At 72.9% G+C, this 22,715-nt stretch carries 21 protein-coding genes; 7 read left to right on the top strand and 14 right to left on the bottom strand.

All coding sequences use genetic code 11. From position 1 onward, the window contains the following. Window positions 1-45: 45 nt before the first annotated feature. From AC5L38_RS32565 to AC5L38_RS32545, 5 genes are all read right to left on the bottom strand, one after another. Complete coding sequence (locus AC5L38_RS32565) at window positions 46-1,329, bottom strand: molybdopterin-dependent oxidoreductase (protein ID WP_495246642.1); 1,284 nt, start codon at window positions 1,327-1,329, stop codon at window positions 46-48. A gap of 227 nt (window positions 1,330-1,556) precedes the next feature. Next, window positions 1,557-2,141, bottom strand: a complete 585-nt coding sequence (locus AC5L38_RS32560) for a YetF domain-containing protein (RefSeq protein ID WP_495246641.1) — start codon at window positions 2,139-2,141, stop codon at window positions 1,557-1,559. Window positions 2,142-2,322: 181 nt separating this feature from the next. Beyond that, window positions 2,323-2,934, bottom strand: coding sequence for a class I SAM-dependent methyltransferase (locus AC5L38_RS32555; RefSeq protein ID WP_495246640.1), 612 nt, complete (start codon window positions 2,932-2,934; stop codon window positions 2,323-2,325). Beyond that, the gene (locus AC5L38_RS32550; protein ID WP_495246639.1) at window positions 2,931-3,575 is read right to left on the bottom strand and encodes a TIGR04282 family arsenosugar biosynthesis glycosyltransferase; all 645 of its coding nucleotides are present in this window, start codon (window positions 3,573-3,575) and stop codon (window positions 2,931-2,933) included. Before AC5L38_RS32550 ends, AC5L38_RS32555 begins: the two co-directional genes overlap by 4 nt. Beyond that, window positions 3,572-4,219, bottom strand: coding sequence for a glycosyltransferase family 2 protein (locus tag AC5L38_RS32545; protein WP_495246638.1), 648 nt, complete (start codon window positions 4,217-4,219; stop codon window positions 3,572-3,574). The genes AC5L38_RS32550 and AC5L38_RS32545 overlap by 4 nt, the downstream gene beginning before the upstream one ends. A gap of 177 nt (window positions 4,220-4,396) precedes the next feature. Here AC5L38_RS32545 and AC5L38_RS32540 point away from each other — a divergent pair, with 177 nt between their 5' ends. Next, on the top strand, window positions 4,397-5,761 hold the full coding sequence (locus tag AC5L38_RS32540) for a hypothetical protein (protein WP_495246637.1): 1,365 nt from the start codon (window positions 4,397-4,399) through the stop codon (window positions 5,759-5,761). Between the two features lie 84 nt (window positions 5,762-5,845). Here the strand turns inward: AC5L38_RS32540 and AC5L38_RS32535 are convergent, their stop codons facing one another. Beyond that, window positions 5,846-6,832, bottom strand: a complete 987-nt coding sequence (locus AC5L38_RS32535) for an NAD-dependent epimerase/dehydratase family protein (RefSeq protein ID WP_495246636.1) — start codon at window positions 6,830-6,832, stop codon at window positions 5,846-5,848. A 118-nt stretch (window positions 6,833-6,950) separates the two neighbouring features. Next, complete coding sequence (locus AC5L38_RS32530) at window positions 6,951-7,868, bottom strand: cupin domain-containing protein (RefSeq protein WP_495246635.1); 918 nt, start codon at window positions 7,866-7,868, stop codon at window positions 6,951-6,953. A 73-nt stretch (window positions 7,869-7,941) separates the two neighbouring features. On the opposite strand from AC5L38_RS32530, the gene AC5L38_RS32525 reads away from it, so the two are divergent. Continuing rightward, the gene (locus AC5L38_RS32525; protein ID WP_495246634.1) at window positions 7,942-9,378 is read left to right on the top strand and encodes an FAD-dependent oxidoreductase; all 1,437 of its coding nucleotides are present in this window, start codon (window positions 7,942-7,944) and stop codon (window positions 9,376-9,378) included. Between the two features lie 31 nt (window positions 9,379-9,409). Here AC5L38_RS32525 and AC5L38_RS32520 read toward each other — a convergent pair whose 3' ends face one another. The 3 genes from AC5L38_RS32520 to AC5L38_RS32510 form a co-directional block, all read right to left on the bottom strand. Next, window positions 9,410-10,060: a hemerythrin domain-containing protein gene (locus tag AC5L38_RS32520; protein WP_495246633.1), complete on the bottom strand. Its 651-nt coding sequence runs from the start codon at window positions 10,058-10,060 to the stop codon at window positions 9,410-9,412. 139 nt (window positions 10,061-10,199) lie between these two features. Beyond that, window positions 10,200-13,466: an ATP-binding protein gene (locus tag AC5L38_RS32515; RefSeq protein ID WP_495246632.1), complete on the bottom strand. Its 3,267-nt coding sequence runs from the start codon at window positions 13,464-13,466 to the stop codon at window positions 10,200-10,202. Window positions 13,467-13,729: 263 nt separating this feature from the next. Next, window positions 13,730-14,578, bottom strand: a complete 849-nt coding sequence (locus AC5L38_RS32510; protein ID WP_495246631.1) for an SAM-dependent methyltransferase — start codon at window positions 14,576-14,578, stop codon at window positions 13,730-13,732. 137 nt (window positions 14,579-14,715) lie between these two features. On the opposite strand from AC5L38_RS32510, the gene AC5L38_RS32505 reads away from it, so the two are divergent. Further along, window positions 14,716-14,928, top strand: a complete 213-nt coding sequence (locus AC5L38_RS32505; RefSeq protein ID WP_389910397.1) for a DUF4287 domain-containing protein — start codon at window positions 14,716-14,718, stop codon at window positions 14,926-14,928. 79 nt (window positions 14,929-15,007) lie between these two features. Here the strand turns inward: AC5L38_RS32505 and AC5L38_RS32500 are convergent, their stop codons facing one another. Next, complete coding sequence (locus AC5L38_RS32500; protein WP_495246630.1) at window positions 15,008-15,778, bottom strand: SDR family oxidoreductase; 771 nt, start codon at window positions 15,776-15,778, stop codon at window positions 15,008-15,010. Window positions 15,779-15,882: 104 nt separating this feature from the next. Here AC5L38_RS32500 and sigJ point away from each other — a divergent pair, with 104 nt between their 5' ends. Beyond that, complete coding sequence (gene sigJ, locus AC5L38_RS32495; RefSeq protein ID WP_495246629.1) at window positions 15,883-16,791, top strand: RNA polymerase sigma factor SigJ; 909 nt, start codon at window positions 15,883-15,885, stop codon at window positions 16,789-16,791. On the opposite strand, the gene AC5L38_RS32490 is transcribed toward sigJ, so the two are convergent. Beyond that, window positions 16,772-17,647 (bottom strand): LysR family transcriptional regulator, encoded by an 876-nt coding sequence (locus AC5L38_RS32490; protein ID WP_495246628.1) that lies wholly within the window; start codon window positions 17,645-17,647, stop codon window positions 16,772-16,774. The two genes, sigJ and AC5L38_RS32490, sit on opposite strands and share 20 nt — an antisense overlap. Window positions 17,648-17,719: 72 nt before the next feature. Here AC5L38_RS32490 and dapA point away from each other — a divergent pair, with 72 nt between their 5' ends. Continuing rightward, window positions 17,720-18,607 (top strand): 4-hydroxy-tetrahydrodipicolinate synthase, encoded by an 888-nt coding sequence (gene dapA / locus AC5L38_RS32485; protein WP_495246627.1) that lies wholly within the window; start codon window positions 17,720-17,722, stop codon window positions 18,605-18,607. Between the two features lie 19 nt (window positions 18,608-18,626). Here dapA and AC5L38_RS32480 read toward each other — a convergent pair whose 3' ends face one another. Further along, window positions 18,627-19,391, bottom strand: coding sequence for a Mut7-C RNAse domain-containing protein (locus AC5L38_RS32480; protein ID WP_495246626.1), 765 nt, complete (start codon window positions 19,389-19,391; stop codon window positions 18,627-18,629). 253 nt (window positions 19,392-19,644) lie between these two features. Here AC5L38_RS32480 and AC5L38_RS32475 point away from each other — a divergent pair, with 253 nt between their 5' ends. Together AC5L38_RS32475 and AC5L38_RS32470 are read left to right on the top strand one after the other, a co-directional pair. Then, on the top strand, window positions 19,645-19,875 hold the full coding sequence (locus AC5L38_RS32475) for a hypothetical protein (RefSeq protein ID WP_495246625.1): 231 nt from the start codon (window positions 19,645-19,647) through the stop codon (window positions 19,873-19,875). A gap of 42 nt (window positions 19,876-19,917) precedes the next feature. Next, the gene (locus AC5L38_RS32470; RefSeq protein ID WP_495246624.1) at window positions 19,918-20,214 is read left to right on the top strand and encodes a hypothetical protein; all 297 of its coding nucleotides are present in this window, start codon (window positions 19,918-19,920) and stop codon (window positions 20,212-20,214) included. Window positions 20,215-20,347: 133 nt separating this feature from the next. Here the strand turns inward: AC5L38_RS32470 and AC5L38_RS32465 are convergent, their stop codons facing one another. Then, window positions 20,348-22,690 (bottom strand): ATP-binding cassette domain-containing protein, encoded by a 2,343-nt coding sequence (locus AC5L38_RS32465; RefSeq protein ID WP_495246673.1) that lies wholly within the window; start codon window positions 22,688-22,690, stop codon window positions 20,348-20,350. Window positions 22,691-22,715 lie beyond the last annotated feature (25 nt).

Genomic DNA, 22,715 nt, shown 5'->3' with positions numbered 1-22,715 from the left:
GTGGTCGTCCATCGGTGTGGCGCGCCCTCGCGCCGTCGCGGCCGGTCATGAGAACGACCGGAAGTCGAGTTCGCGCACCCATTTGGTGTTGTGCACGCCGGGGGCGGCCGGCACGATGATCCGGGCCGGGAAGCCGTGGTCCATCGACAGGTCGGCGCCGTTGACCCGCAGTGCCAGCAGCGAGCGCGGGTCGGCCACCTGACGGGCGCTCAGCGACGCGTGGCCGAACACACCGCCGCGCTGCAGCGACCGGACGAAGACCCCGCTCCCGGCGGCGGCCCCGGCGAGCCCGGCCAGGTCGGCCAGCCGTACGCCGGTCCACTCCTGCTCGGTGGACCAGCCCTCCACGCAGGCGATCGGCAGCGGGTAGGTGTGCAGCGGCAGTGCCAGCAGGTCCGCGCGCGACAGCCGCACCGGACGCGGCCCGGTCAGGGTCAGCCGCCAGCCGGGACCGGTTTCGGCCTCCCGGATGCCCACGCTGGCCGCGGTCTTGTTCACCTGGAAGTCGTTCGGGCCCGGACCGTACGTGCGGCCGTGCGGTGCCAGCAGCGCGGTGCCGCGCAACGGCCCGTCGAGGGTCTGGCCGACGGACAGGCCGAACATCGTCAGCGACCCACCGCCGACGAAGGCCAGCAGGCCACGCCGGGACACGGTGGGCGGCGCCGGGGCGGCGGGCACCAGCCCGTCGGGATCGGGCGGTTCCGGGCGGGTGTCGCGCAGGCCGGTGCGCAGCTCCTGGCGGAAGTCGCGGGACCGCAGCGCGGTGATCGCCCGGGGCAGCTTGATGACGACGTGCGCCACGAGGGCGGCCAGGAAGATCCAGGCGCCGTACAGGTGGGCGGGGTAGAAGGAGAACGGGAAGACGTAGAACAGCTGGATATTCAGGATGCCGGTGGTGAACTGGAAGGCCGCGCCGCCGACCAGGAGCAGCAGGCTGGCCCGCTCCAGCAACTGGGCGGGGGAGCGGGCGGGTGGCCAGGCGAACAGCTTGGGGATCACCGACCACAGCTTGGCCAGCAGCACCGGCACCAAGGTGAGCCCGAGGATGACGTGGACTCCCTGGTTGAGCCGGTACAGCCAGACCGGACGGGTCGGCCAGTCGAAGAGATAGAAGCCCAGCAGCCCTTTCTCCGGAGTGATGTCGTTGCCGGGCAGTCGCGGATCGTAGGCGGCGTAGGAGATCAGGCCCGTGAGGGCCACGATCGGGATTCCCACCAGCAGCACCAGGCCGAACACCGACGTCAGCCAGGGGCCCCGCAGCGGGCTGCGCCAGAACTCCGGGCGGAACGGGCCCGGCGGCGGCACGTCCCCCCGCAGCCAAGCCCTCACTCGCGGGATGCCCCCGCCCTTCACGGCGCCACCCCCGGCGGCGCCGCGCCCGCGGGATGCGTCCGACACTGATCCCCCCGAAGCCGGTGCCGGCGTGAGACGACCACCCTGCCGGCCCGCCGGTGGTCCTTACCGAAAGGAGCCTTTCTCAAAGCCTCACCTCTTCCCGTTTTTCACCAGGTCCGCGGATGGTTCTTCCCGATCGTCGTCCGGCGCCCCCGGCGCCCTCACCCGCGGGGGCCCGTGCCGCCGGTCGCACCTGGCGGCGGAGGCGGTGTGGCCGGAGGGTGCGGCAGGATGGAGACGGCGCCCTTGGCCTCGAAGATCGCGAGGTGGATGCCGGCCGGGCCGTGATAGCCGTGCTGGTGGAGCACGGCGTCGAGGTCGGCTTCGGTGAGCCCGCAACGGCGCAGGTCACGCCAGTTGACGTTTCCGTCGCGGATCAGGATTCGCATCGGCGGGTCGACCAGGCGGCTGACGACCGGGAGGAACCGCAGCCTGGTGATGGCCGTGTGAGCGGCGAGCAGGGCCAGCAGCGCCGCGGCGCCCGTCAGCCACGAGGCGTCGGACGCGGTGGCGGTACGTCCCACGATGGCACCGACCGCGACGGCGGCGACCCAGTCGAACGGGGCGAACTCCGCCATGGTCCGGCGTTCGGTGAGCCGGAACGCCACCACGGCGGTCAGGAACAACACCAGCGCCTTGACCGCGGCATAGGCGGCACGATGCCAGTCGCCGATCAGGGCGTCGCCGAAGCTGTTCACGACCGGACGCCCTCGGCGCGGCGAGGTGACGAAGGCAGGCGTCGCCATGCCGCCTCTCGCGGTGGCCGGCCCTCGGCGGCGCGGGGCAACGGCATCGCCGTCTCTCGCGGTGGCCGGTCTTCGGCGGCGCGGGGCAACGGTGCCGTCGCCTCTCGCGGTGGCCGGCCCTCGGCGGCGCGGGCCGCCGGTGAAGTCGGACCCGGCCGGCCGGGCGGGCGCGGGGGCGCTGTCAGCGAAGGCTCGCGAACCATCGGCCCGCCTCCTGCCAGTGCTCGGTCACCGGAAAGCCTCCGGCCAGGGCCAGGCGCGCGATGTCGGTCACCGAGACCCGGGCCCAGCCGAACCAGCCGCCGGTCGTCTCCCCGTTGCACAGCCGTACCCGGTCCACCCGGCTGGCCACGTTCGGTCCCTCCACCTCGGCGAGGACCTCGCCGCCCGGCCGGACCAGCTGCCTGACCCTGCGTATCAGGGCGGCCGGGTCGCCGCCGATGCCGATGTTGCCGTCGGCGAGCAGCACGGTCGCCCACCGGCCGCTGCTCGGGACCCGGTCGAAGACGTCGCGGCAGATGGCGAGGCCTCCGGCGCGACGGGTCAGGTGGACGGCGCGGGGGGTGACGTCGATTCCCATCGCGGGGACACCTCTGCGTGTCAGCGCGACGGTGAGCCGTCCGGGTCCGGAGCCGACGTCCAGCGTCGGAGCGGCGCAGCGGGCCAGCATGGCCTCGTCGCCGTCGATCGGCCCGAACCAGCGATCCGGCTTCAGCGGCTCCACGATCCCGTCGACGTACTCGATCTCGGTGGCCCTGCCGGTCAGGGACTCCGCGTAGAGTTCGCCGATCATCGGGTGACTCCCGTCCCGATGCCCGCCAGGGCCTCGGCGAAGCGGGATCCGGGTGCCCGCGCCGCGACGTGGAAGACGTCGGAGGCGGTGTCGACGTCGTCCAGCTCCGGCATGCGGGCCACGTCCAGCCCGGCCTCGTGCAGGCGTCGCAGCTGGGCGGCACCGGTGGTGGGCCGCGACATCGCCACGCCGAGCAGCAGGGACGGATCGGGACGGCGCAGCCCGAGCAGCCAGAAGCCTCCGTCGGACGCCGGCCCGTACACCGCGTCGTGAGCGGCCAGCAGGGTGACGGCGGTGTCCAGCAGTTCCGGGGTGACCTGAGGAGTGTCCATGCCGATCAGGACCACGGGCAGCGGGTGAAGCCGGTGCGCGTCGTGGAAGGCGGCGGCCAGGCGCTGGTCGAGGCCGTCGCCGCGCTGGGGGATCACGGTGAAGCCGTCCGGGAGCCAGGTCCCGGGGAGCCCTTCGAGCGCGAGCACCCGCCGGCGGACCCGCGTCGCGGCCACGGCGTGCAGCGTGTCCCGCAGCGCGGCCGTCGCCAGGCAGGCGGCCTGGGCGGGGGTGAACGGCGGGGTCAGCCGGGTCTTCACCCGCCCGGCCACCGGCTCCTTGGCGATGACCACGATCTGCGCGGCGCTCATGCCGTCTCTTCCATGACGCGGCGCATGTCGGCGATCGCCCGGAGGGTGCCGCGCACGGTGCCGGTCACCTTGGAGCGTCCCACTCGCGGCAGGTAGTCGACCTCCACCTCGTTGATCCGCCAGCCGGCCGAGGCCGCGCGCAGCACCATCTCCAGGGGGTAGCCGAACCGGCGGTCGGCCAGCCCCAGCTCGATCAGCCCGGCGCGTCCGCAGGCGCGCATGGGACCCAGGTCGCGTAGTGGGGCGCCGGTGCGGCGCCGCATGCGTGCGGCCAGCACGGCGTTGGCGACCCGGGCGTGCACGGGCCCGGAGTGAGGCATCCGTCGACCGAGTACGAGTTCGCTCTCGCCCGCCAGGACCGGGCCGGCCACCCGTGGCAGCTGGCCCGGGTCGAGCGAGGCGTCGGCGTCCATGAAGCACACGACCTCGGCGGTCGAGGCCAGCAACCCGGCGTGGCAGGCGGCGCCGAACCCGCGTCGTGGCTCGCTCACCACCAGTGCGCCATGCTCGGTGGCGACACCGGCCGAGCCGTCGGTGGAACCGTTGTCGACCACGATCGGGCGATAGCCGTGCGGCATCCGGCCGAGTACCCAGGAGAGCGCGGCCTCCTCGTTCAGGCATGGCAACACCACGTCGATCTTCATGATCTGGAGGTTAGGTCAGGAAGCGACGATCACCTCTTACGAAGCGGTGACGTATGTCCAGCAAATGGCCGGCGCGGCCCTAACTTTGGAGAACGGCCCTAACTTTGGAGAACGGCCCTGACTTCGGAAAGCGGCCAACGACTCAGGGCAGGGAATCGAAACGGAGAGGAACATCCTTTGAGTGGTTTCTCGCCGGATGTTCCAGACATATCGCCGCGCGAAGCCACGGGCACGGCGCGAGGTGCCCATGCCGAGAATTCCACCCCTGGCAAGGAGACGGCACGCGCGCTCTGGATCTGGGCGTCGCTGATCGCCGGGTCGTTCGCGGTGGGTGCGATCCTGCACGCGCTCGGTGTGCTCACCATCGACCATCTGCCGCCGCTGCACGGGCATTTCCGCGTGCCGCCCCCCACGCTGCTGCCCGCCGCCGTGTTCGGGGGCGCCGCCGTCCTGTTCCTGCCCGCCATCACCGCGCGGCTGGGTTTCAGGCGTGCTCTCCTGGTGTCCTACGGCTGCGCGCTGGCCTGGACGGTGCTGCTGGCGATCTCCGCCGACGGCCTGGCCGCTCCGCTGACCCATCCGCAGGAGTATCCGGCGGTGCTGCCCGTGGTGGGCGACGACCCGCTGGGCTGGCTGGCCTCGTTCACCCTGCGGCTGCCGGACTATCCCACCCACGTGCGCGGGCACCCGCCGCTGCCCGTGCTGGTGCTCTGGTCGCTGGCCGCGCTCGGGCTGTCCGGGCCGCTGTGGGCGGCGCTGCTGGTCGTCGCGGCCGGTTGTTCGGCGACCGTGGCGATCGCGCTGACGGTGCGGGAACTGGGCGGGGAGCGGGCGGCCCGGAGGGCGCTGCCGTACCTGGCGCTCACCCCGGCCTCGGTCTGGATCGCCACCAGCATGGACGCCTTCTTCGCCGGGGTGGGGGCGTGGGGCGTGGCACTCCTGGTGCTCGGCGGGCGCGGGCGGGTGCTCGGCGGGCGCGGCCGGATCGCGCGAAGGGCCGGCTGGGGGGCCGGTGCCGGGGTCCTGCTCGGCGCGCTGCCGTACCTCAGCTACGGGCTGGTTCCCTACCTGCTGATCCCGGTGGTCGTCGCGGTCGCCGCCCGCGTGCCGCGCGAGACCGTGCTCGCGGCGCTGGCCGGTGCCGCGGCGGTGACCGCCGCCTTCGCCGCCGCCGGCTTCCTGTGGCCCGCCGGAGTGCTGGCCACCCATGCCGAGTGGGCGGCCGATCCGGGCGCGGCCCGTCCCTACCTGTACTTCCTGTTCGCCAACCTGGGCGTGCTGGCCATGCTCACCGGGCCGGCCGCCGCCGTGGGCCTGGCGCGGCCCGGCCCCGGCGGGTCGCGCGCCGCGGTGGCGGCGGCCCTGGTGGCTGTGCTCGCGCTGGACGTCAGCGGCGTGACCCGGGGCGAGGTGGAACGCATCTGGGTGCCCTACGCGCTGTGGATCGGCCTGGCCGCCGGCCTGGCGCCCGGCAGGCGATGGCTGGCCGCCCAGGTCGTGACGGGGTTGCTGTTGCAGGGACTGGTTCTCTCGCCCTGGTGAGTCGTCCCGCGACACGTCCCCGCCCCCTAGGCGTCGCCGCGGGCGTGTCATCCCGGGGGAGGGCCGGCGCCGTCGCGGGGCGCGTCATCCCAGAGGGGCCGTGGAGAAGTCCTTCATTCCCGCCGCGAAGGAGACCTCCGCGGCGAACCCCAGCTCCCGGCGGGCACGCTCGGGCGAGGCCACGATATGGCGTACGTCACCCAGCCGGTAATCGCCGGTGATCACCGGCGCGGGCCCGCCGCGCTGCTCGGCGAGGGCTGCGGCCATCTCGCCCACGGTGTGCGGCTCGCCGCTGGCGATGTTGTACGCGGCCAGCGAGCCCGGTTCCCCGCCCCCCAGCGCGGCCACGTTGGCCCTGGCGACGTCCCGCACATGGACGAAGTCGCGACGCTGACCGCCGTCCTCGAAGACGCGCGGCGCGCGCCCCGCCTCCAGCGCCGACCGGAAGATGGCCGCGACCCCCGAGTAGGGGGTGTCCCTGGGCATCCGCGGACCGTACACGTTGTGATAACGCAGCGCGACGGCGGTGCCGCCGGTCTCGCGCGCCCAGTTCGCCGCCAGGTGCTCCTGGGCGAGCTTCGTGGTGGCGTAGGCGTTTCGGGGATCCATCGGCGCGTGCTCGTCGATGGCGGCCGACGCCAGCCGGGCGCCGCATCGCGGGCAGCGCGGCTCGAAGGACCCCCGGTCCAGATCCGTGACCGCTCGCGGCCCCGGCCGCACCCGGCCGTGGTCGGCGCAGTCGTAGGCGCCCTCCCCGTACACCACCATCGACGACGCCAGCACCAGCCTCGACACGCCGTGGCGGGCCATCGCGGCCAGCAGCACGGCGGTGCCGTAGACGTTCACCGACGCGTAGTCGGGCAGGTCGGCCACGTCCACACCGAGTCCGACCTTGGCCGCCTGGTGCACCACGGCGTCCACCCGGCCCAGCGGTCCGTCCAACGCCGTGCCGTCCCGCACGTCGGTGCCGGTACGCAGGTCGAGGCCGGTCACGTCGTGGCCCGCGGCGCGGAGGGCCTCGGCCACGTGGCCTCCGATGAACCCGGCCGCGCCGGTGAGCAGTATCTTCACCCGGCGAGGGTACGCGGCGGCGCCGCCGCCGGGGCGGCCCGGCACGCGGACGTTCGCGGACGGTAAGGATTTCGGGGCCGGACGGCCGCCGCGCGGATCGCGGGGCCGCCGGCGTCGTTCACGCCGCGCGTTCGAGGTTGCGGCGGAACCGCGCCGGGGTCGTTCCGGTCGCCAGGCGGAACGCCCGGCTGAACGCGGACTCGGAACGGTACCCGACCTCGGCGGCGACCGTGGCGACCGTGCGCTCGGTGTCGACGAGCAGCTCGGCCGCGGTCATCAACCGGACGTGCGTGAGGAACGCGCCGACGGTCATCCCGGTGCCGTGGGAGAAGTGCCGGATGAACGTGGCCCGCGCCATCGCCGCCACCCGCGCCAGGCGGGCGATCGACCAGTCGGCGCCGGGATCCCGGAGCACCTCGTCGATGACGGCACGGATCCGCTCGTCGTGGGCGGCGGTCCACAGCGCCGGCCCGGCGAGCCGCCCGCCCGACTTCCGCAGCACCATCGCGAGCAGCGCGTCGCAGAGGGCCGAGAGGACGGCGGCGGTGCCGGGCCCGTCGTTCCCCGCCTCCCGCCGCATGATCCCGCCCAGCATCCGGACGATCTCGTCCACCTCGCCGGATTCCGCGAACGACGCCCGCAAGGGGTGGGGAAGGCTCCGGAAGAGCATGGCTCCCGCGCCGGGACCGAACGAGTAGTGCCCGCAGAAGAGGTCGATCACGCCCTCACCCGTTCGGCTGCGGACGGTGGAGAACGCGCCGCCGGGAGTTTCGGACACCCCTTGATCGGGCCCGGATCCGGTCGTGCGGACGCGGTGCGGCGTGCTGCGGGGGAGGAGCACGACGTCGCCCGGCCCGAGTTCGAGGCGCCGGTCGGGGAGCTCCAGCGTGCACGCGCCGTCGAGCAGCAGGTGAAAGGCCGCATCACCCTCACCCCGGGCGGGAATATCCATGACGGTCGCGCCGGCCAGAAGGCAGCGCCTGTCCAGGGTCGCCTGAGTTCTCGCCAGGCGGACGAGGTGACTGATCGAATCCATCATGAGACGCTCGCGAGGAAAAATGAGACTAATACGCCTTGTGAGCTCAATCTTACATACTGAAACTGGAATTATGGACACCACGAACGACACTCTTCACGCGGATCTTCTCGTCATCGGTTTCGGCAAGGGCGGCAAGGCCGTCGCGAAGGCGATGGGCGGCCTCGGCAGGCGCGTGGTGCTCGTCGAACAGTCGGAGCGGATGTACGGGGGCACCTGCCCCAACGTCGGCTGTGTGCCGACGAAGGCGCTGGTCCACCGCGCCGGCAAGCGCCGGGAGAGTGACCCGGCGCGGGAGTGGTACGAGCGCTCCGTCGAGGAGGTGCAGGCACTCACCGCGGTGTTCCGCAGGGGCAACTACGAGGCGCTGAACGGCATCGAGACCGCGACGGTCGTCACCGGCCGGGCCTCGTTCGTCGACCCGCACACCGTCAGCGTCGAGGCGGGCGGCGAACGTCTCACGATCTCCGCCGAGACCATTCTGATCAACACGGGTGCCGAGACGTTCATCCCCGACACCCCCGGTCTGAGGGAGAGCAAGTACACCCTGACCAGCACCGGCCTGATCGAGACGACGCTCCTGCCGGAACGGCTCGCGATCGTGGGCGGCGGGTACATCGGCATCGAGTTCGCCTCGATCTACCGCCGCTTCGGCTCGCGGGTCACCCTGTTCGAAGCCTCCTCGAGGATCCTGGGCCGTGAGGACGACGACGCCGCCGCCGTCGCCGAGGGCATCCTCACGGACGACGGCATCGAGATCGTCAAGGGGGCGCGCGTCACGGAGGTCCGCGACGGCGAGACCGGCGCGACCGTCGTCTACGAGGAGGGCGGGCGGCGCCACACCCTCGAGGCCGACGCCGTCCTCGCCGCCACCGGTCGCGCGCCGGCCACTCGCGGCCTCGGGCTGGACGCCGCCGGGGTCCGCACGACCGGACGCGGGGCGGTCGAGGTCGACGAGCATCTGCGCACGAGCCAGCCGCACATCTACGCCCTCGGCGACGTCCGCGGCGGGCCGCAGCACACCTACCTCTCCCTCGACGACAGCCGCGTCGTCCTCGACCAGCTCGTCGGTGAGGGCCGGCGCTCGGTGTCGGACCGTGTCGCGGTTCCCCGCACCCTGTTCATGACCCCGCCGCTCGCGACCGTCGGCCTCACCGAGAAGGAGGCCAGGGCGGCGGGACACCGCGTGAGGATCGCGAGCAAGCCCGTCGCCGAGATCGTGGCGATGCCCCGCGCGTACATCGTCGAGGAGACCCGCGGGTTCATGAAGTTCGTGATCGACGCCGAGACGGACGAGATCCTCGGGGCCGTCCTGCTCAGCGTCGACGCGCAGGAACTCGTCAACACGGTCGCGCTCGCCATGCGGCACGGCGTCAAGGCGGCCGAGCTCCGCGACGCCGTCTACAACCACCCCACCTCGACCGAGGCGTTCAACGAGGTGCTCGCCACCGTCGTGCGCGCCGACGGGCCGCTCGAACGACCCTCCGGCGGCGGATCCCCGGCCTGTTGAGCGCGAGAACTCCGGCGGGCGAGACAGGGGGTCAGCCGAAGACCTGGCCGGCGCGGCGCTCGTAGGCGCGGCGCCAGGACAGCCGGTAGAGGACCCGCATGACCAAGGGGGCGGTCGCGAGGATGTGCTCGCGGGACCCGGGGTCGGCGGCGTCCAGCGTCCACGCCGCGACCATCGGGAGGTCGCGGCCGTGACCCTTGGTGACCTTCTTCCCCACCTCCTCCCACCACGCCGTGCTCACGTGCTCGGCGATCAGCGGTACGACCTCCGACTCCTCCAGCGCGAGGTGGGTGTGCAGCAGTTCGTGCAGCCGCCGCAGGTCGCCGGCCTGCTCCGCCGCGGGGCGTCTCGCCGCCGACAGCCTGCCGATGACGGCGTCCATCTCCTGGTGGTCGGCCTCCAGCCGGTCCAGGACGGGCTCGGCCTCGGGGGCCAGCGCGCGGAGCAGCGGCCAGATGTCGTCGTCCTCGCCGGAGTGGTGGTGGTGAAGGGCGCGCAGCATGAACGCGGTGTGCTCGTCGATCAGGGCGCGGCGTCTCACGTCGCGCGGATGGCATCCCTCCAGCGCGGTGGCCAGGCGGGCGAAGTCGCGGCGCAGGCCGGCGTGGAAGGCGAGGAAGAGCGCGAGGTCGGGGGCGGGGTCGCCGGGACGGCGCCGGGTGAGGTTCGTCGGGGTTGTCATGCCCTCACCATGCGCGCGTCGTCTTCACGGCCACTTGGCGCGCACTTGGCACCGGCTGCCCCGCGCTCGTTTTCCTCGTACGGCTCCGACCCCGCCCCGCTCGCCCCGGCGGGCGGGAGCGGGCATCGGTTCCGTGAGTTCAGCGGGCCGCGCGTGCCGCCCGCGCGCGCGAGGCCCACCAGGTCAGGCCCGCGCGCTCGCAGCGTTCGGCCGCCGCGTCCAGATGGGCCCGCGCGGCGCCGGGATCCGCGGCGATGAGCCCGAGGAAGTATCCCACCGGACCGGCCGGGAACGTCGCCGCGCCGATCGCCAGCCTGTCCTCGTACGGCAGCAGCCGCGCGTAGGTGGCGTCGCAGGCGGCGCGGTCGCCCGCCGCGAGCTGGGCGAGGCCGCTCACGCACAGGGTCGGGAGTTCGAGGAAGTCCCGGGTCAGGGCCTGCCAGCCGTCGCGGGTCAGCTCGCGGACGGCCGCGGTGTCGCCCCGCGAGGCGGCGACGAGCACCTGGAGCATCTGCCGCTGGGACGGGAAGACGAACGCCTCGACCAGCTCCTCGATCTCCTCGCGCACCGCGGCGACGTCACCGCGGTGCAGGTACCGGGCCATGACGACGGTGTCGAGCGCGATGCGGGTGTGCCAGAGGTTGAGCTGTTCCCCGGCCTCGGCGGCGAGCGCGTACCGGGCGTCGGCGCCGTCGAGGTCGCCGTCGACGAGGCGGCGGGAGCCCGCCCAGATCAGGTGCTGGAACCTCGGCCACGGCAGGTCGAGCCGGTCGATGAGCGTGCGGGCCCGCTCGCCGGCCTGGTCGGCGCCCGCCACGTCGAAGAGCTCCAGCCTGGTGCGTTCCAGGATCAGCCATCCGAGCAGTTCGAATCCGGTCATGCCGAGGCCGACGAGCTCCTCGCCGATGGCGTTGATCTCGTCGAGGTGTTCGGGCAGGTGGACGCCCTGGTAGCGCGCGTTGAGCGTGATCGCCAGCAGCCGCGTGCCGGCCTCTCCCCTGGCGACCAGGCGGCGGGCCATGGCCAGGGCCTCGCGGGTCGCCGTGTCGCACCGGGGGTCGCCGGTGGAGTCGTAACGTTCCACGCCGAGACAGCCGAGCAGGCGGCACCGCAGCACCGAGTCCTCTTCCGGCAGCGCGGCCAGCGTCTCCTCGACGCGCCGCACGATCTGGAGCTCCATGTCGCCGTAGCGGTGGAACTTCCACAGCTGGGGTGCCTCCAGGCTGGTGAGCGCCCTGGCGGTGAGCAGCGGATCGCCGGGGCCGTCGGAGGCGCGTACGGCCTCCGCCCGCGCCTCCCGGGCCCCGTACCCGTCACCGGCGTCCAGGTGGGCCTGGACGAGGTTGAGCAGGATCTCGACGTGTTCCGCCGGGTCGGCGCCCGGCAGGCGGCCGTGGGCGTCGGCGGCCCGCCGCCACCACTGGGCGGCGTCCGCGTAGGCCAGCCGCCCCGAGGCCTGCACGGCCGTGGCGGACGCCCACCGCACCGCGCCGGAACCGGCGCCCGGCCCGGCGGCCAGGGCGTGCCGGGCGAGCGCGGCGAGGTTGGGCCCCGGACGGCGTTCGAGGGCGCGCAACGCGGCCAGGTGGAGCGCGGCCCGGCGCCGGGCCGGGATGTCCCCGTACACGGTCTCGCGGACGAGATCGTGCGTGAAGCGCCCGTCGTCCGACAGCAGCCGCAGGCCGGCGGCCGTGTCCAGGGCCTCGGACGCGTCGTCGCCGGCGATCTCGGCGATGACGAGCGGGTCGGTGCCGTCGCCGACCACGGCGACGGCCTCGATGACGGCCCGGTGGGCGGCGGGCAGCCGGATGAGCCGCCGGCGCAGCACGTCGGCCAGCCCCTCGGGGACGGCCTTCAGGGCCCGCCCGATGCCGATGTCCTCGGCCAGGCGCAGCGTCTCCCGGATGAACAGCGGGTTGCCCCGGGTGCGTTCGGTCAGCGCCGCGAGCTTGCCCGGGCCACCGGAGTCACCGAGCCCGGCGGATCCCGCGAGTTCCGCCACGGCGCCGGGGTCCAGCCCCGTGAGCGGCAGCCGGAGCGCGTTGTGGCGGCTCAGCATGCCCAGCGTGTCGTACATCTCCGCCGGGCCCTCTCCCGAGCGCGTCGTGATGACGACGCCGACCCCGTCCCTGAGCAGGACCGCCAGATCGGACAGCAGGCCGAGCGACGCGGAGTCCGCCCACTGCAGGTCGTCGATCACCACGAGCACGGGCCGGTCGCGCGCGGCCAGGCCGAGGTAGGCCGCCGTGGCCCGGTGCAGCCGGAACCTGGCCTCCCCGGTCTCGGCCGGCCGCTCGGGGGCCGCGCCGGGTACGCCGTCCCCGAGCAGGACGCGCAGCGAGCCCGTCCCCTCCTCCCCGGGCGGGACCTCGGCGCTCAGCCGCTGGACCACCTGCCGCCACGGCCACAGCGCGGGCGCGCCCGAGGTCTCGTGGCAGCGTCCCCAGGCCACCCGCCACCCCGCCGCCGACCGGCCGTCCGCGAACGCCTCGGCCAGCCAGGTCTTGCCGATGCCCGGCTCGCCGGAGACGACGGCGATGCCGGGACGGCCGCGCTCGACCTCCAGGGCCAGGTCGCGAAGGCGTTCGAGCTGGGCCGTCCTGCCCACGACCAGCCGTGCGGGAGGGGCTGCCTGCGGCGGAGGAGGTGCGGGCGCGGGGGAGATGGGGGAGACGGGGACCGGGGCGGGGGTCAGCGCGGGATCCTGCGCGAGGATCGACGCCTCCAGGCGCTGGAGGCCGGGTCCGGGGTCGAGGCCGAGCTCCTCGGCCAGGTGCGCCCGCGCCGACCGCAGCGCCTTCAGCGCCTCGGCCTGCCGCCCGAGCCGGTACAGCGCGAGGGCGAGAAGCTCCCACAGCCCCTCCCGCAGCGGGCTGGCCCGCACGAGCGTCTCCAGCTCGCCCACGACGTGGGGACGTCCCTCGTCGAGCAGGCGCGCCAGGTGCCGCTCCCTCGTCGAGAGATGCGCCTCCCGTAGCCGCTCGATCTCCGGGCGCAGCCAGCCGGCGTCCTCGAACTCCTCGTACGGCGTCCCGCGCCACAGCCGCAGCGCCTCCTCGTAGGCGCCCGCCTCGGCCAGGCGGGTGAACGTCTCGGCGTCCACCTCGTGCGCCCCGAGCGCGTACCCGGGCGGGCGGTTCAGCAGCACCGCGGACGGCGTGCGCGGCGCCCGGCCGGGTTCGAGGATCCGCCGGAGGTTGGAGACGTAGCTGTGCAGCGTTCCCAGCGCGCGGGCGGGCTGGTCCTCGCCGTACAGGGTGTCCAGGAGCACGTCCACCGACACCGTGGCGCCCCGCGCGAAGATCAACCTCGCGAGCAGCAGCCGGGGGCGCGGCCCGCCCAGATCGACCGGCTCTCCGTCGACGTACGCTTCGAGCTGCCCGAGAACACGGAAGATGACCGCCACGCGGGGATTATGTCATCGCACGGAATCCCTGACCATCAACGCGAAAACCCCGATATTTCCGGGCTTTTCACCATCTGGCGAGCCCGGTTCCCGGGCGTGCACGGCGCGTGGTGACGAGGCGGCACGGCGACGCGGTGGCGCGGTGACACGGTGGCGTGATGGCGTGATGACGAGGCGGCACGGTGGCGCGGTGACGAAGCGGCGTGGTGACGTGGTGACGAGGCGGCGCGGTGACGAAGCGGCACGGTGGTGCGGTGGCGCGGTCAGGGTTTGCGCGCGACGCCGCCGGCGCAGGCCACCTCGGGAACCTCGCCCCAGGGCGCGGGGTCGGGCCGCCACCGCTGCACCGGCACGACACCCGGCTCCAGCAGCGTCAGGCCGTCGAAGTAGCGGGTGATGAGCTCCGGGCTGCGCGGCGTGTAGGCGACCACGCCGCTCCCCGAGTTGTGGCGCCGCATAGCCTCGACGTACGCGGGGTCGGTGTCGACGCCGTCGTAGAGCGCCAGGTAGCTGCCCGAGGGCAGGTCCCGCATCAACCGGCGCACGATCGAGAGCGCCTCGTCGTGGTCGGCGATCAGGCCCATGATGCCCATCAGCATCAGCGCGGTGGGCTTGCCGAAGTCCAGCGTCTTCGCGGCCGCCCGCAGGATGTGCTCGGGGTCGCGCACGTCCGACTCGATGTAGTCGGTGGCGCCCTCGGGCGTGCTGGTGAGCAGCGCGCGGGCGTGCACCAGCACCAGGGGGTCGTTGTCCACGTAGACGACGCGCGAGTCCGGCGCCACCCGCTGGGCGACCTCGTGGGTGTTGTCGACGGTGGGCAGCCCGGTGCCGATGTCCAGGAACTGGCGGATGCCCACCTCACCGGCCAGGTGACGCACCACGCGGGCGAGCATGTACCGGGAGTGGCGGGCGACGTCGACCATGCCGGGGAAGACGGCGGACACCCTCTCGCCCGCCTCGCGGTCGACGGCGAAGTTGTCCTTCCCGCCCAGCAGGTAGTTCCAGATGCGGGCCGAGTGCGGCACCTCGGCGTCGATCCGTTCCATCCCGGGCCGCCGCGCGTCCTCCGGCGAACGGGATGACGGGTTCGAGACGGTCGGCTCATCGGCCATTGGGGGAATCTCCTGCCTTCTGGTGTCCTCCAGGGAGATTACGCCCATCCACGCGCCCTGACCCCGAATCATATGATCTTGGTTCCAGGATGGTCGTCGCGCGCAGAGCTAATTGGGGCGAATGGGATACTACGGACATGACTGACGCTGTGAAGGGCCCGGCTAGTTACTTCCCCTCGATCGAGAAGAAGTACGGCCGCCCGATCGCCGAGTGGAAGGAGCTCATCCGCTCCTCACCCCTGACCAAGCACATGGAGCTCGTCTCCTGGCTCAAGACCGAGCACGGCCTGGGACACGGCCACGCCAACGCCCTCGTCGCGCACACCCTCGCCGAGGCCGACGGCACGTGAGCCGTCCCGGGTGCGCGGGGGATCCGGCCGGCTGACTCCGAAGGGGCCCGCGAGGAGGACCGGCGATCACCGGCCCCTCTCACCGGTCTCGGTGAACCCGCTCCGCCAGGAAGTCCTCCCAGGTCCGCCTGCCCACGGCGGCACCCTCAAGGGACAGGTTCTCGCCGGCCCGGTACGCACGGCCAGCCTTTCCCGGTATCCGGACCGGCATTGTCAACCGGCGCCCGCCGCGCGCCCGCAGGTATCCGCCGCTCAGCTCGGCCATCCCGTACACCTTCGGTCCCGCCAGGTCGGGTACCAGGCCGGACGGCTCGCCGAGCGTCAGTTCCACGAGCCGGGCCGCCACCTCGCGCGCGTCGACCGGCTGGAAGCGCAGGCCGCCCGGGACCGGTATCACCGGCAGCCTCGCCATCCGCCGCACCACGTTCAGGACCAGGTCGTGGAACTGGGCGGCACGCAGCGTCGTCCACGGCAGGCCGGAGCCGGCCACGGCCCGCTCCGCGCCCAGCTTGGACCTGAAGTAGCCCAGCGGGACCCGGTCCGCTCCGATGACCGAGATGTACACCAGATGCCGCACCCCGGCCCGCGACGCGGCCCGCACCAGGTTCCGGGTCGCCTCGTCGTCGCCCCTGGGACCACCCGCGAGGTGCAGGACGGTCTGCGCCCCCTCCACCGCGGGCCCTACCCCCTCGTCCTTGAGCAGGTCACCGGTCACGTACTCGACGCCGTCCCCGGGTTCGTGGCCGCGCCTGCTGAGCACCCGCACCGTGCGGCCGGCGTCTCGCAGGAGCGGCACGACGAGGCGCCCGAGCGTGCCCGTGCCGCCGGTGAGCAGGATGGATGACGTCATGGTCTCTCCAGGTTCGTTTCCGGTGGGGAACCGGTCCTCCGGTCACATCGGCCGGGTCTCGCGGGTCTACCGTTACGACACTTCGCGAGGAAGGAATGTGACGGGTGGACGAGCGCGAATGGCTGACGGAGCGTTTCGAGGAGCACCGGCCCCGTCTGCGGGCGGTCGCCTACCGGATGCTCGGCTCGGTGAGCGAGGCCGACGACGCCGTCCAGGACGCCTGGCTGCGGCTCGGCCGCGCCGGCGCCGGCGGCGTGGAGAACCTCGGCGCGTGGCTGACGACGGTGGTGGCGCGCGTGTGCCTGAACGTGCTGCGCTCGCGCGAACAGCGGCGCGAGGACCCTCTCGAGACGCGCGTGCCCGACCCGATCGTCGGCAGGGAGGACGGGGGAGACCCCGAGCACGAGGCGTTGCTGGCCGACTCGGTCGGGCTGGCACTGCTGGTGGTGCTGGAGACCCTGTCGCCGGCCGAACGGCTCGCGTTCGTGCTGCACGACATGTTCGCGGTGCCGTTCGAGGAGATCGCCCCGATGGTCGGGCGCTCCCCGGCCGCGGCGAGGCAGCTCGCGAGCCGCGCGCGCCGCCGGGTGCGGGGGCAGGCCCCGGTTCCCGACCCCGATCTCGCCCGCCAGCGTGAGGTCGTCGACGCGTTCTTCGCCGCCGCTCGTGACGGTGACCTCGACGCGCTCGTCGCCGTACTCGATCCCGGCGTCGTGCTCCGGTCCGACGGCGGCGGCGCGCGGGCCCGCCACACGGTCGTGATCACCGGTGCGCGGACCGTGGCCGAGCAGGCGCTCGTCTTCGGACGGCTCTCCCCGTTCGCGCGCCCGGCGCTGGTCAACGGAGTCGCCGGGGCCGTCGTCGCGCACGGGCGGCCGTTGGCCGTCATGGCCTTCAGCGTCACGGGCGGCAGGATCCTCGCCATCGACGTGCTGTCCGACCCAGACCGGCTGGACCGGCTCGATCTGGCGCCCCCGGCCGAGGGCGACGACGCTAAGGCTTCCGCCCCGTGACCGATGCGTGCAGGGCCGAGCGGGCGGCCAGCACGGCGGGGTGCCCTCCGGTGCCTCGCCGGTAGGCCAGGCGAGTTCTCCGCCGGGTCGGCAGTGCCGTCAACACGACGTCCGGCGAAGGTGCGAGCACGCCGAGCTCCGGGATGAGCGCGACGCCCTGGCCTGCGGCGACAAGGGCGAGAACGGTGCCGAAGTCGTCGGCGTGGTGACGGATCCGGGGGGTGAACCCCGTCGCCTGGCAGGCGCGGACGGTCATCGTGTGGCAGAGCGTGCCGGGGGTGCCGACGATCCAGGACGCTTCGCGGCGGGCCTCCAGCGGCTCGCCGGTCAGGGCGGCCAGATAGACGGTCTCCTCCAGCAGCGGTTCGGTGTCCAGGGCCGGATCGGGTTCGGCGGGCACGTAGTCGTACTCCTGGAGCAGCGCGACGTCCAGGGTCTCGGCGCGCAGGGCGGCCGGGACGGTCGCCGGATCCAGTTCGGTCACCATCAGCTCCAGCCCGGGATGGTCGCGGCTCAGCGAGACGAGGGCCGGGGACAGAATCGTCCGGACGGCCGTCGGGAAGGCCCCGATGCGAAGCGTCCCGGTGAGCTCGACGTGGGAGGAGGCGAGATCGGCCGTGGCGCGCTCCAGCACCGCGAGGATCGTCTCGGTGTGCTGGACCAGGGTGAGCGCGGCGGGTGTCAGCGCGACGCGACGGCCGGTTCGCTCAAGCAGGGGCACCCCCGCCTCGCGCTCCAGCGCGGCCAGCTGCTGGGAGACGGCCGAGGGTGTGTAGGCGAGGGCTTCGGCGACGGAGGCGATCGTCGTACGGTGGGCCAGTTCGCGGAGCAGCCGCAGTTTGCGCACGTCGAGCATAAGACCAGCTTATGCTCGAATGAAGAAACGTGAACTGGACCTGAAGTATCGCCGCTCGCCAAGCTGGGACTCATGGCACTCACCGGTCTTTTCGTCCCGCTCATCACACCGTTCACCCCCGGTGGCGATCTCGCCGCCGAAGCGCTGGAGGGCCTGGCCCACTCGGTTCTCGACGACGGTGCGGCCGGGATCGTCGCACTGGGTACGACCGCCGAGAGCGCGGTCCTGACACTCGAGGAGCGTCGCCGGGTTCTGGAGGTCTGCGCCCGCGTCTGCGGGGAACGCGACGCCCATCTGATCGCCGGAGCCGGCTCCAACTCCACGGCCGACTCGATCGCGGCACTCGCCGCCCTCGGCTCCCAGGTCACCGCCGCCCTCACCGTCGTTCCCTACTACACCCGCCCGTCCGAGGAGGGGGTGCTCGCCCACTTCCGCCATCTGGCCGCCGCCAGCCCGGTACCGCTGATCATCTACAACGTCCCCCACCGCACCGGCCGGATCCTCGGCGCGGAAACCCTGCGCCGGCTCGCCCAGCTGCCGAATGTCATCGGCTTCAAGCATGCGGTCGGCGGCATCGACGACATCACGATCGCCCTGATGAACACGCTCCCGTCCGGCGTCGCGGTCCTGGCAGGCGACGACCTCCACGCCGCTCCGCTGCTGGCGCTGGGCGCTCACGGCGCAATCCTCGCCTCCGCCCACCTGGAGACGGCATCCTTCGCCGCCCTCGTCGACACCTGGCGCGACGGCCCGATCGGCAGGGCCCGTCTCATCGGCCACCGCCTCGCCGCCCTGACCTTCGCACTGTTCGCCGAGCCCAATCCCGTCGTCATCAAGGCGGTTCTCGCGGCCCAGGGCCGCATCCCCTGTCCGGCCGTCCGCCTGCCCCTGGTCCCCGCGAGCGATACCGCGACCTCGGCGGCGCTTCAGGCCCTCGAATCCCTGGAACCAGCTGCCTGAGGGCTCTGGCGGACCTGCTTCAGGGTGAACCCCCGCCGACCTGTGACTCCGGGCGGACCGCGCGCAGGGCCGAGCGCACGATCTCCTCCAGATGCTCGCCGTGCGCGCCGCGCCAGTAGATCTGGCCGCACTCCGAGCAGCGGCCGTAGACGTCGTAGGAGCGCCTGGTCCCGGTCTCCAGCAGCAGGTCGATCTCGGCCTTGTCGACGGGGGCCAGCTCCCCGTTGCAGGCCGTGCAGCGGGTCCACGGCCGCAGCGGTGGCGCGAACCGCTCCAGCAGGTCGCGGAGCTGGTCGTCCGCCTTGGTGCCTCGTACGTAGGCGCCGAACCAGAGCGCCCGGCGGCACAGCAGGCCGTGGTCCTGGGTGAGCAGCACGCGGCGTTCGCTGTTCGCCTCGACGACGAGCGAGGGGTCGTCCATGTCGTTGTGGTAGGTCGCGTCCAGGCCCAGCAGCCGGAGCCGTCGCGCGAGGGTGCCCAGGTGGACGTCGAGCAGGAACCGGGGCGCGTCCTGTCCCGGTTCGAGGGGCACCGGCTGGGGGCGGGGCACGGGGTGAACGTGGACCACGTCACCGGCGGCGGGCTGGTAGGACCTGCCGACCTCAACGCCCTCGACGGTCAGCGGCCCCACCTCGGGCAGCGGGACGCCGAGCGACTCCACCACATGGCCCAGCGTCGACGTCCCGTCGGGTGCCACCCGCTGCCACTCACGCCGCCGCCGCGCGGGCAGGAACAGCAGCAACTCGGTGGCGATATGCAGGCTGACATCGAATTCTTCGCTCACGGCGTCAGCATGCCATCCACCCCAGGCGCCCCGACACGCATTGAACGACGGCTCGCGAGGCCGCCCGGACACGGGTAGAGACCCGGAACGGCCGGATACGCGCGGTATGAGGGCGGTATGAGAACGGTCTATGCTCCGTACTCCGTGTGCTGCGGCCCATCGAGCACGACGACGAACGGACGCCGGTGACATACACACTCCAGGAAATCGGGACGAACGGGTTGCGTGCGCTGCCCGGAGAGCCGGCGGCGGCATGAGCGGCGTCGGGAGGTGGAGCCTCGGTGCCGGCGTCGTGCTCATGGTCGTGGCCGTGCTGTGCTCGGTGCTGGAACTGATCCCGGTCGCGGTGATCACCGGCGTCCTGGGCCTGGTCGCGCTCGGCATGGCGGCGTACGACGTGATCTACGAATGGCTGAGCCGGGCCGAACTGCGCCGCCGGGGGGAAAGGGCCCGCCGGGCGCGTGAAGGCCGCCAGGGCCGCTGAACCGGGGGCGTCGTGGCCCTCGCAGGCTGGTACAAATGCGGCATGAGCGAATTCGTCCGGCATCCTCCGCAGCCGAACGTGCCGTCGGCTCGGCGTGCCCGCAGCCGGACGTACCGCGTGTGGGCCCACGTGCTCCTGTGGACGCCGATCGCGCTCACGGTGACCGGTGTCGTCCTCGGCCTGGGGATGTTCGCGGCCGCCGACGCCGACCCGGCGCACGCTTCGTCCGCGCTCGGCTATCTCGGCCTCGTCGTGTGGGGCGGCCTCGCGATCCTGTCACCGGTCCTGCTCGGGTCGTTCGTCGCCGGGCTGGTCATGCTGATCCGCGCGCGCGGCTGAGGCGCGTCGAGGCGGGACGCGGCCCCGCCTCGACGCGCCTCAGGCCGGCGGCCTCGGCCCTGTGGCCCGGACGGGAGAGGACGGGACGACGTGACGCGACGTCCCGCGCTCCGGAGAGCTCCTCCCTCCGCGCCTACCGGGCGGTGCCCTTCCCCAGGTAGGCGCGCAGGTGCCGGGCGGTGAGGGTGTCGCCCTCCGAGACGAGGTCGGCCGGGGTGCCGGTGAAGACGATCCGGCCGCCGTCGTGCCCGGCTCCCGGGCCGAGGTCGACGATCCAGTCGGCGTGGGCCATCACGGCCTGGTGGTGCTCGATGACGACGACCGTGTTGCCGTCGTCGACGAGCCGGTCCAGCAGGGCGAGCAGCTGGTCCACGTCGGCCAGGTGCAGGCCGGTGGTCGGCTCGTCCAGCACGTACGTCGTGGCCTTCTCCGCCATCCGGATGGCGAGCTTGAGCCGCTGGCGCTCGCCGCCGGACAGGGTGGTGAGCGGCTGGCCCAGGCCGAGGTAGCCCAGGCCCACGTCGGCGAGCCGGTCGAGGACGGCCCGCGCCGCGCCGAAGCTCGCCCCCGAACCCGAGCCGGGAGCGAAGAAGTCGCGGGCCTCGGTCACCGACATGCCCAGCACCTCGCTGATGTCCTTGCCGCGCAGCTTGTGGGTGAGCACCTCGGGCGTGAAGCGCCTGCCCTCGCACTGCTCGCACACCGACGCCACCCCGGCCATCATGGCGAGGTCGGTGTAGACCAGGCCGATGCCCTTGCAGTTGGGGCAGGCGCCCTCGGAGTTCGCGCTGAACAGGGCCGCCTTGACCCCGTTGGTCTTGGCGAAGGCGGTGCGGATCGGGTCGAGCAGCCCGGTGTAGGTGGCCGGGTTGCTGCGGCGGGACCCGCGGATCGCGGTCTGGTCGACCACGGCGACGCCCTCCCTGCGGGGGAGCGAGCCGTGGATCAGCGAGCTCTTGCCGGACCCGGCGACGCCGGTGACGACGGTGAGCACGCCCAGCGGGATGTCGACGCTCACGTCCTTGAGGTTGTGCAGGGTGGCGCCCGTGATCGACAGCTGCCCGCGCGGGGTCCGCACCCTCTCGCGCAGCCGGGCCCGGTGGCCCAGGTGGCGGCCCGTCAGGGAGTCCGAGCGCCGCAGCCCGGCCACGTCACCGGTGAAGCACACCCGTCCGCCGGACGAGCCCGCCCCCGGGCCCAGGTCGACCACGTGGTCGGCGATCTCGATCGTCTCCGGCTTGTGCTCGACGACCAGGACCGTGTTGCCCTTGTCGCGCAGGAGCAGCAGCAGGTTGTTCATCCGCTCGATGTCGTGCGGGTGCAGCCCCACCGTGGGCTCGTCGAAGACGTAGGTGACGTCGGTCAGGCTGGAGCCGAGGTGGCGGACCATCTTCACCCGCTGGGCCTCGCCCCCGGACAGCGTGGACGACTCGCGGTCCAGGCTCAGGTAGCCCAGGCCGATCTCGACCAGCGACTCCAGCGTGTCGCGCAGGGTGGCGACCAGCGGCCCCACCGACGCGTCCTCGATGCCCCGGACGAACTCGGCCAGGTCGCTGATCTGCATGGCCGCGCAGTCGGCGATGTTGCGGCCGTCGATCTTCGAGCCCAGCGCGGCGGGGTTGAGCCTGCTGCCGCCGCACGCGCGGCAGCTCGTGAACGTCACGGCCCGGTCCACGAACGCCCGGATGTGGGGCTGCATCGACTCCCGGTCCTTGACGAGATAGAGCCGCCGTACCTTGACCAGGAGCCCCTCGTAGGTGGTGTTCATCGTGCCGATTTTGATTTTGGTGGCGGGTTTGTGCAGGAAGTCCTCCCACTGGGCCGGGGTGTAGTCCCTCAGCTTGACGTCGGGGTCGAAGAACCCGGAGTTGGCCAGGCCCTGCCAGTACCACGAGTCCACGGTGAAGTTGGGGACGGTGATCGCGCCCTCGTTGAGCGAGCGGTCGACGTCGACGAGCTGGGAGACGTCGACGTCCGACACCCGGCCGAGCCCTTCGCACTCCGGGCACATGCCCTCGGCGCTGTTGAAGCTGAAGGCGCTGGAGGTGCCGACGTGGGGGGTGCCGATCCGGCTGAAGACGATCCGCAGCATCGTCTGCGCGTCGGTCGCCGTGCCGACCGTGGAGCGGGAGTTGGCGCCCATCCGCTCCTGGTCGACGACGATCGCCGCGCTCAGGTTGCGCAGGGCGTCGACGTCTGGACGTCCCTGGCTCTGCATGAACGACTGGATGAAGGCCGTGTAGGTCTCGTTGATCAGGCGCTGCGACTCCGCGGCGATGGTGCCGAAGACGAGGGAGGACTTCCCCGACCCGGAGACCCCGGTGAAGACGGTGAGCCGCCGCTTGGGAATGTCCAGCGAGATGTCTGCCAGGTTGTTCTCCCTGGCGCCGCGGACCTCGATCACGTCGTGGCTGTCCGCGGCGGCCCGGCCGTGCCGCGGCCCGCGATCGCGGGCCGGTGTGGCGGGTGGGAACACGAACCTTCTCACTTGATATCCTTAT

It is taken from the genome of Streptosporangium nanhuense, from assembly GCF_059358815.1.
Note: the sequence above shows the minus strand (reverse complement) of the source record. Positions and strands in the feature narration are given on the sequence as shown.

Excerpts from the sequence above, each read along its gene's own strand:
- AC5L38_RS32510 (WP_495246631.1), bottom strand. The coding sequence starts at position 14,578 with ATGGCCGATGAGCCGACCGTCTCGAACCCGTCATCCCGTTCGCCGGAG.
- AC5L38_RS32555 (WP_495246640.1), bottom strand. The coding sequence starts at position 2,934 with ATGATCGGCGAACTCTACGCGGAGTCCCTGACCGGCAGGGCCACCGAG.
- dapA (WP_495246627.1), top strand. The coding sequence starts at position 17,720 with ATGGCACTCACCGGTCTTTTCGTCCCGCTCATCACACCGTTCACCCCC.
- AC5L38_RS32500 (WP_495246630.1), bottom strand. The coding sequence starts at position 15,778 with ATGACGTCATCCATCCTGCTCACCGGCGGCACGGGCACGCTCGGGCGC.
- AC5L38_RS32550 (WP_495246639.1), bottom strand. The coding sequence starts at position 3,575 with ATGAGCGCCGCGCAGATCGTGGTCATCGCCAAGGAGCCGGTGGCCGGG.
- AC5L38_RS32490 (WP_495246628.1), bottom strand. The coding sequence starts at position 17,647 with ATGCTCGACGTGCGCAAACTGCGGCTGCTCCGCGAACTGGCCCACCGT.
- AC5L38_RS32505 (WP_389910397.1), top strand. The coding sequence starts at position 14,716 with ATGACTGACGCTGTGAAGGGCCCGGCTAGTTACTTCCCCTCGATCGAG.
- AC5L38_RS32560 (WP_495246641.1), bottom strand. The coding sequence starts at position 2,141 with ATGGCGACGCCTGCCTTCGTCACCTCGCCGCGCCGAGGGCGTCCGGTC.
- AC5L38_RS32525 (WP_495246634.1), top strand. The coding sequence starts at position 7,942 with ATGGACACCACGAACGACACTCTTCACGCGGATCTTCTCGTCATCGGT.
- AC5L38_RS32475 (WP_495246625.1), top strand. The coding sequence starts at position 19,645 with ATGAGCGGCGTCGGGAGGTGGAGCCTCGGTGCCGGCGTCGTGCTCATG.
- AC5L38_RS32520 (WP_495246633.1), bottom strand. The coding sequence starts at position 10,060 with ATGACAACCCCGACGAACCTCACCCGGCGCCGTCCCGGCGACCCCGCC.
- AC5L38_RS32545 (WP_495246638.1), bottom strand. The coding sequence starts at position 4,219 with ATGAAGATCGACGTGGTGTTGCCATGCCTGAACGAGGAGGCCGCGCTC.
- AC5L38_RS32470 (WP_495246624.1), top strand. The coding sequence starts at position 19,918 with ATGAGCGAATTCGTCCGGCATCCTCCGCAGCCGAACGTGCCGTCGGCT.
- AC5L38_RS32530 (WP_495246635.1), bottom strand. The coding sequence starts at position 7,868 with ATGGATTCGATCAGTCACCTCGTCCGCCTGGCGAGAACTCAGGCGACC.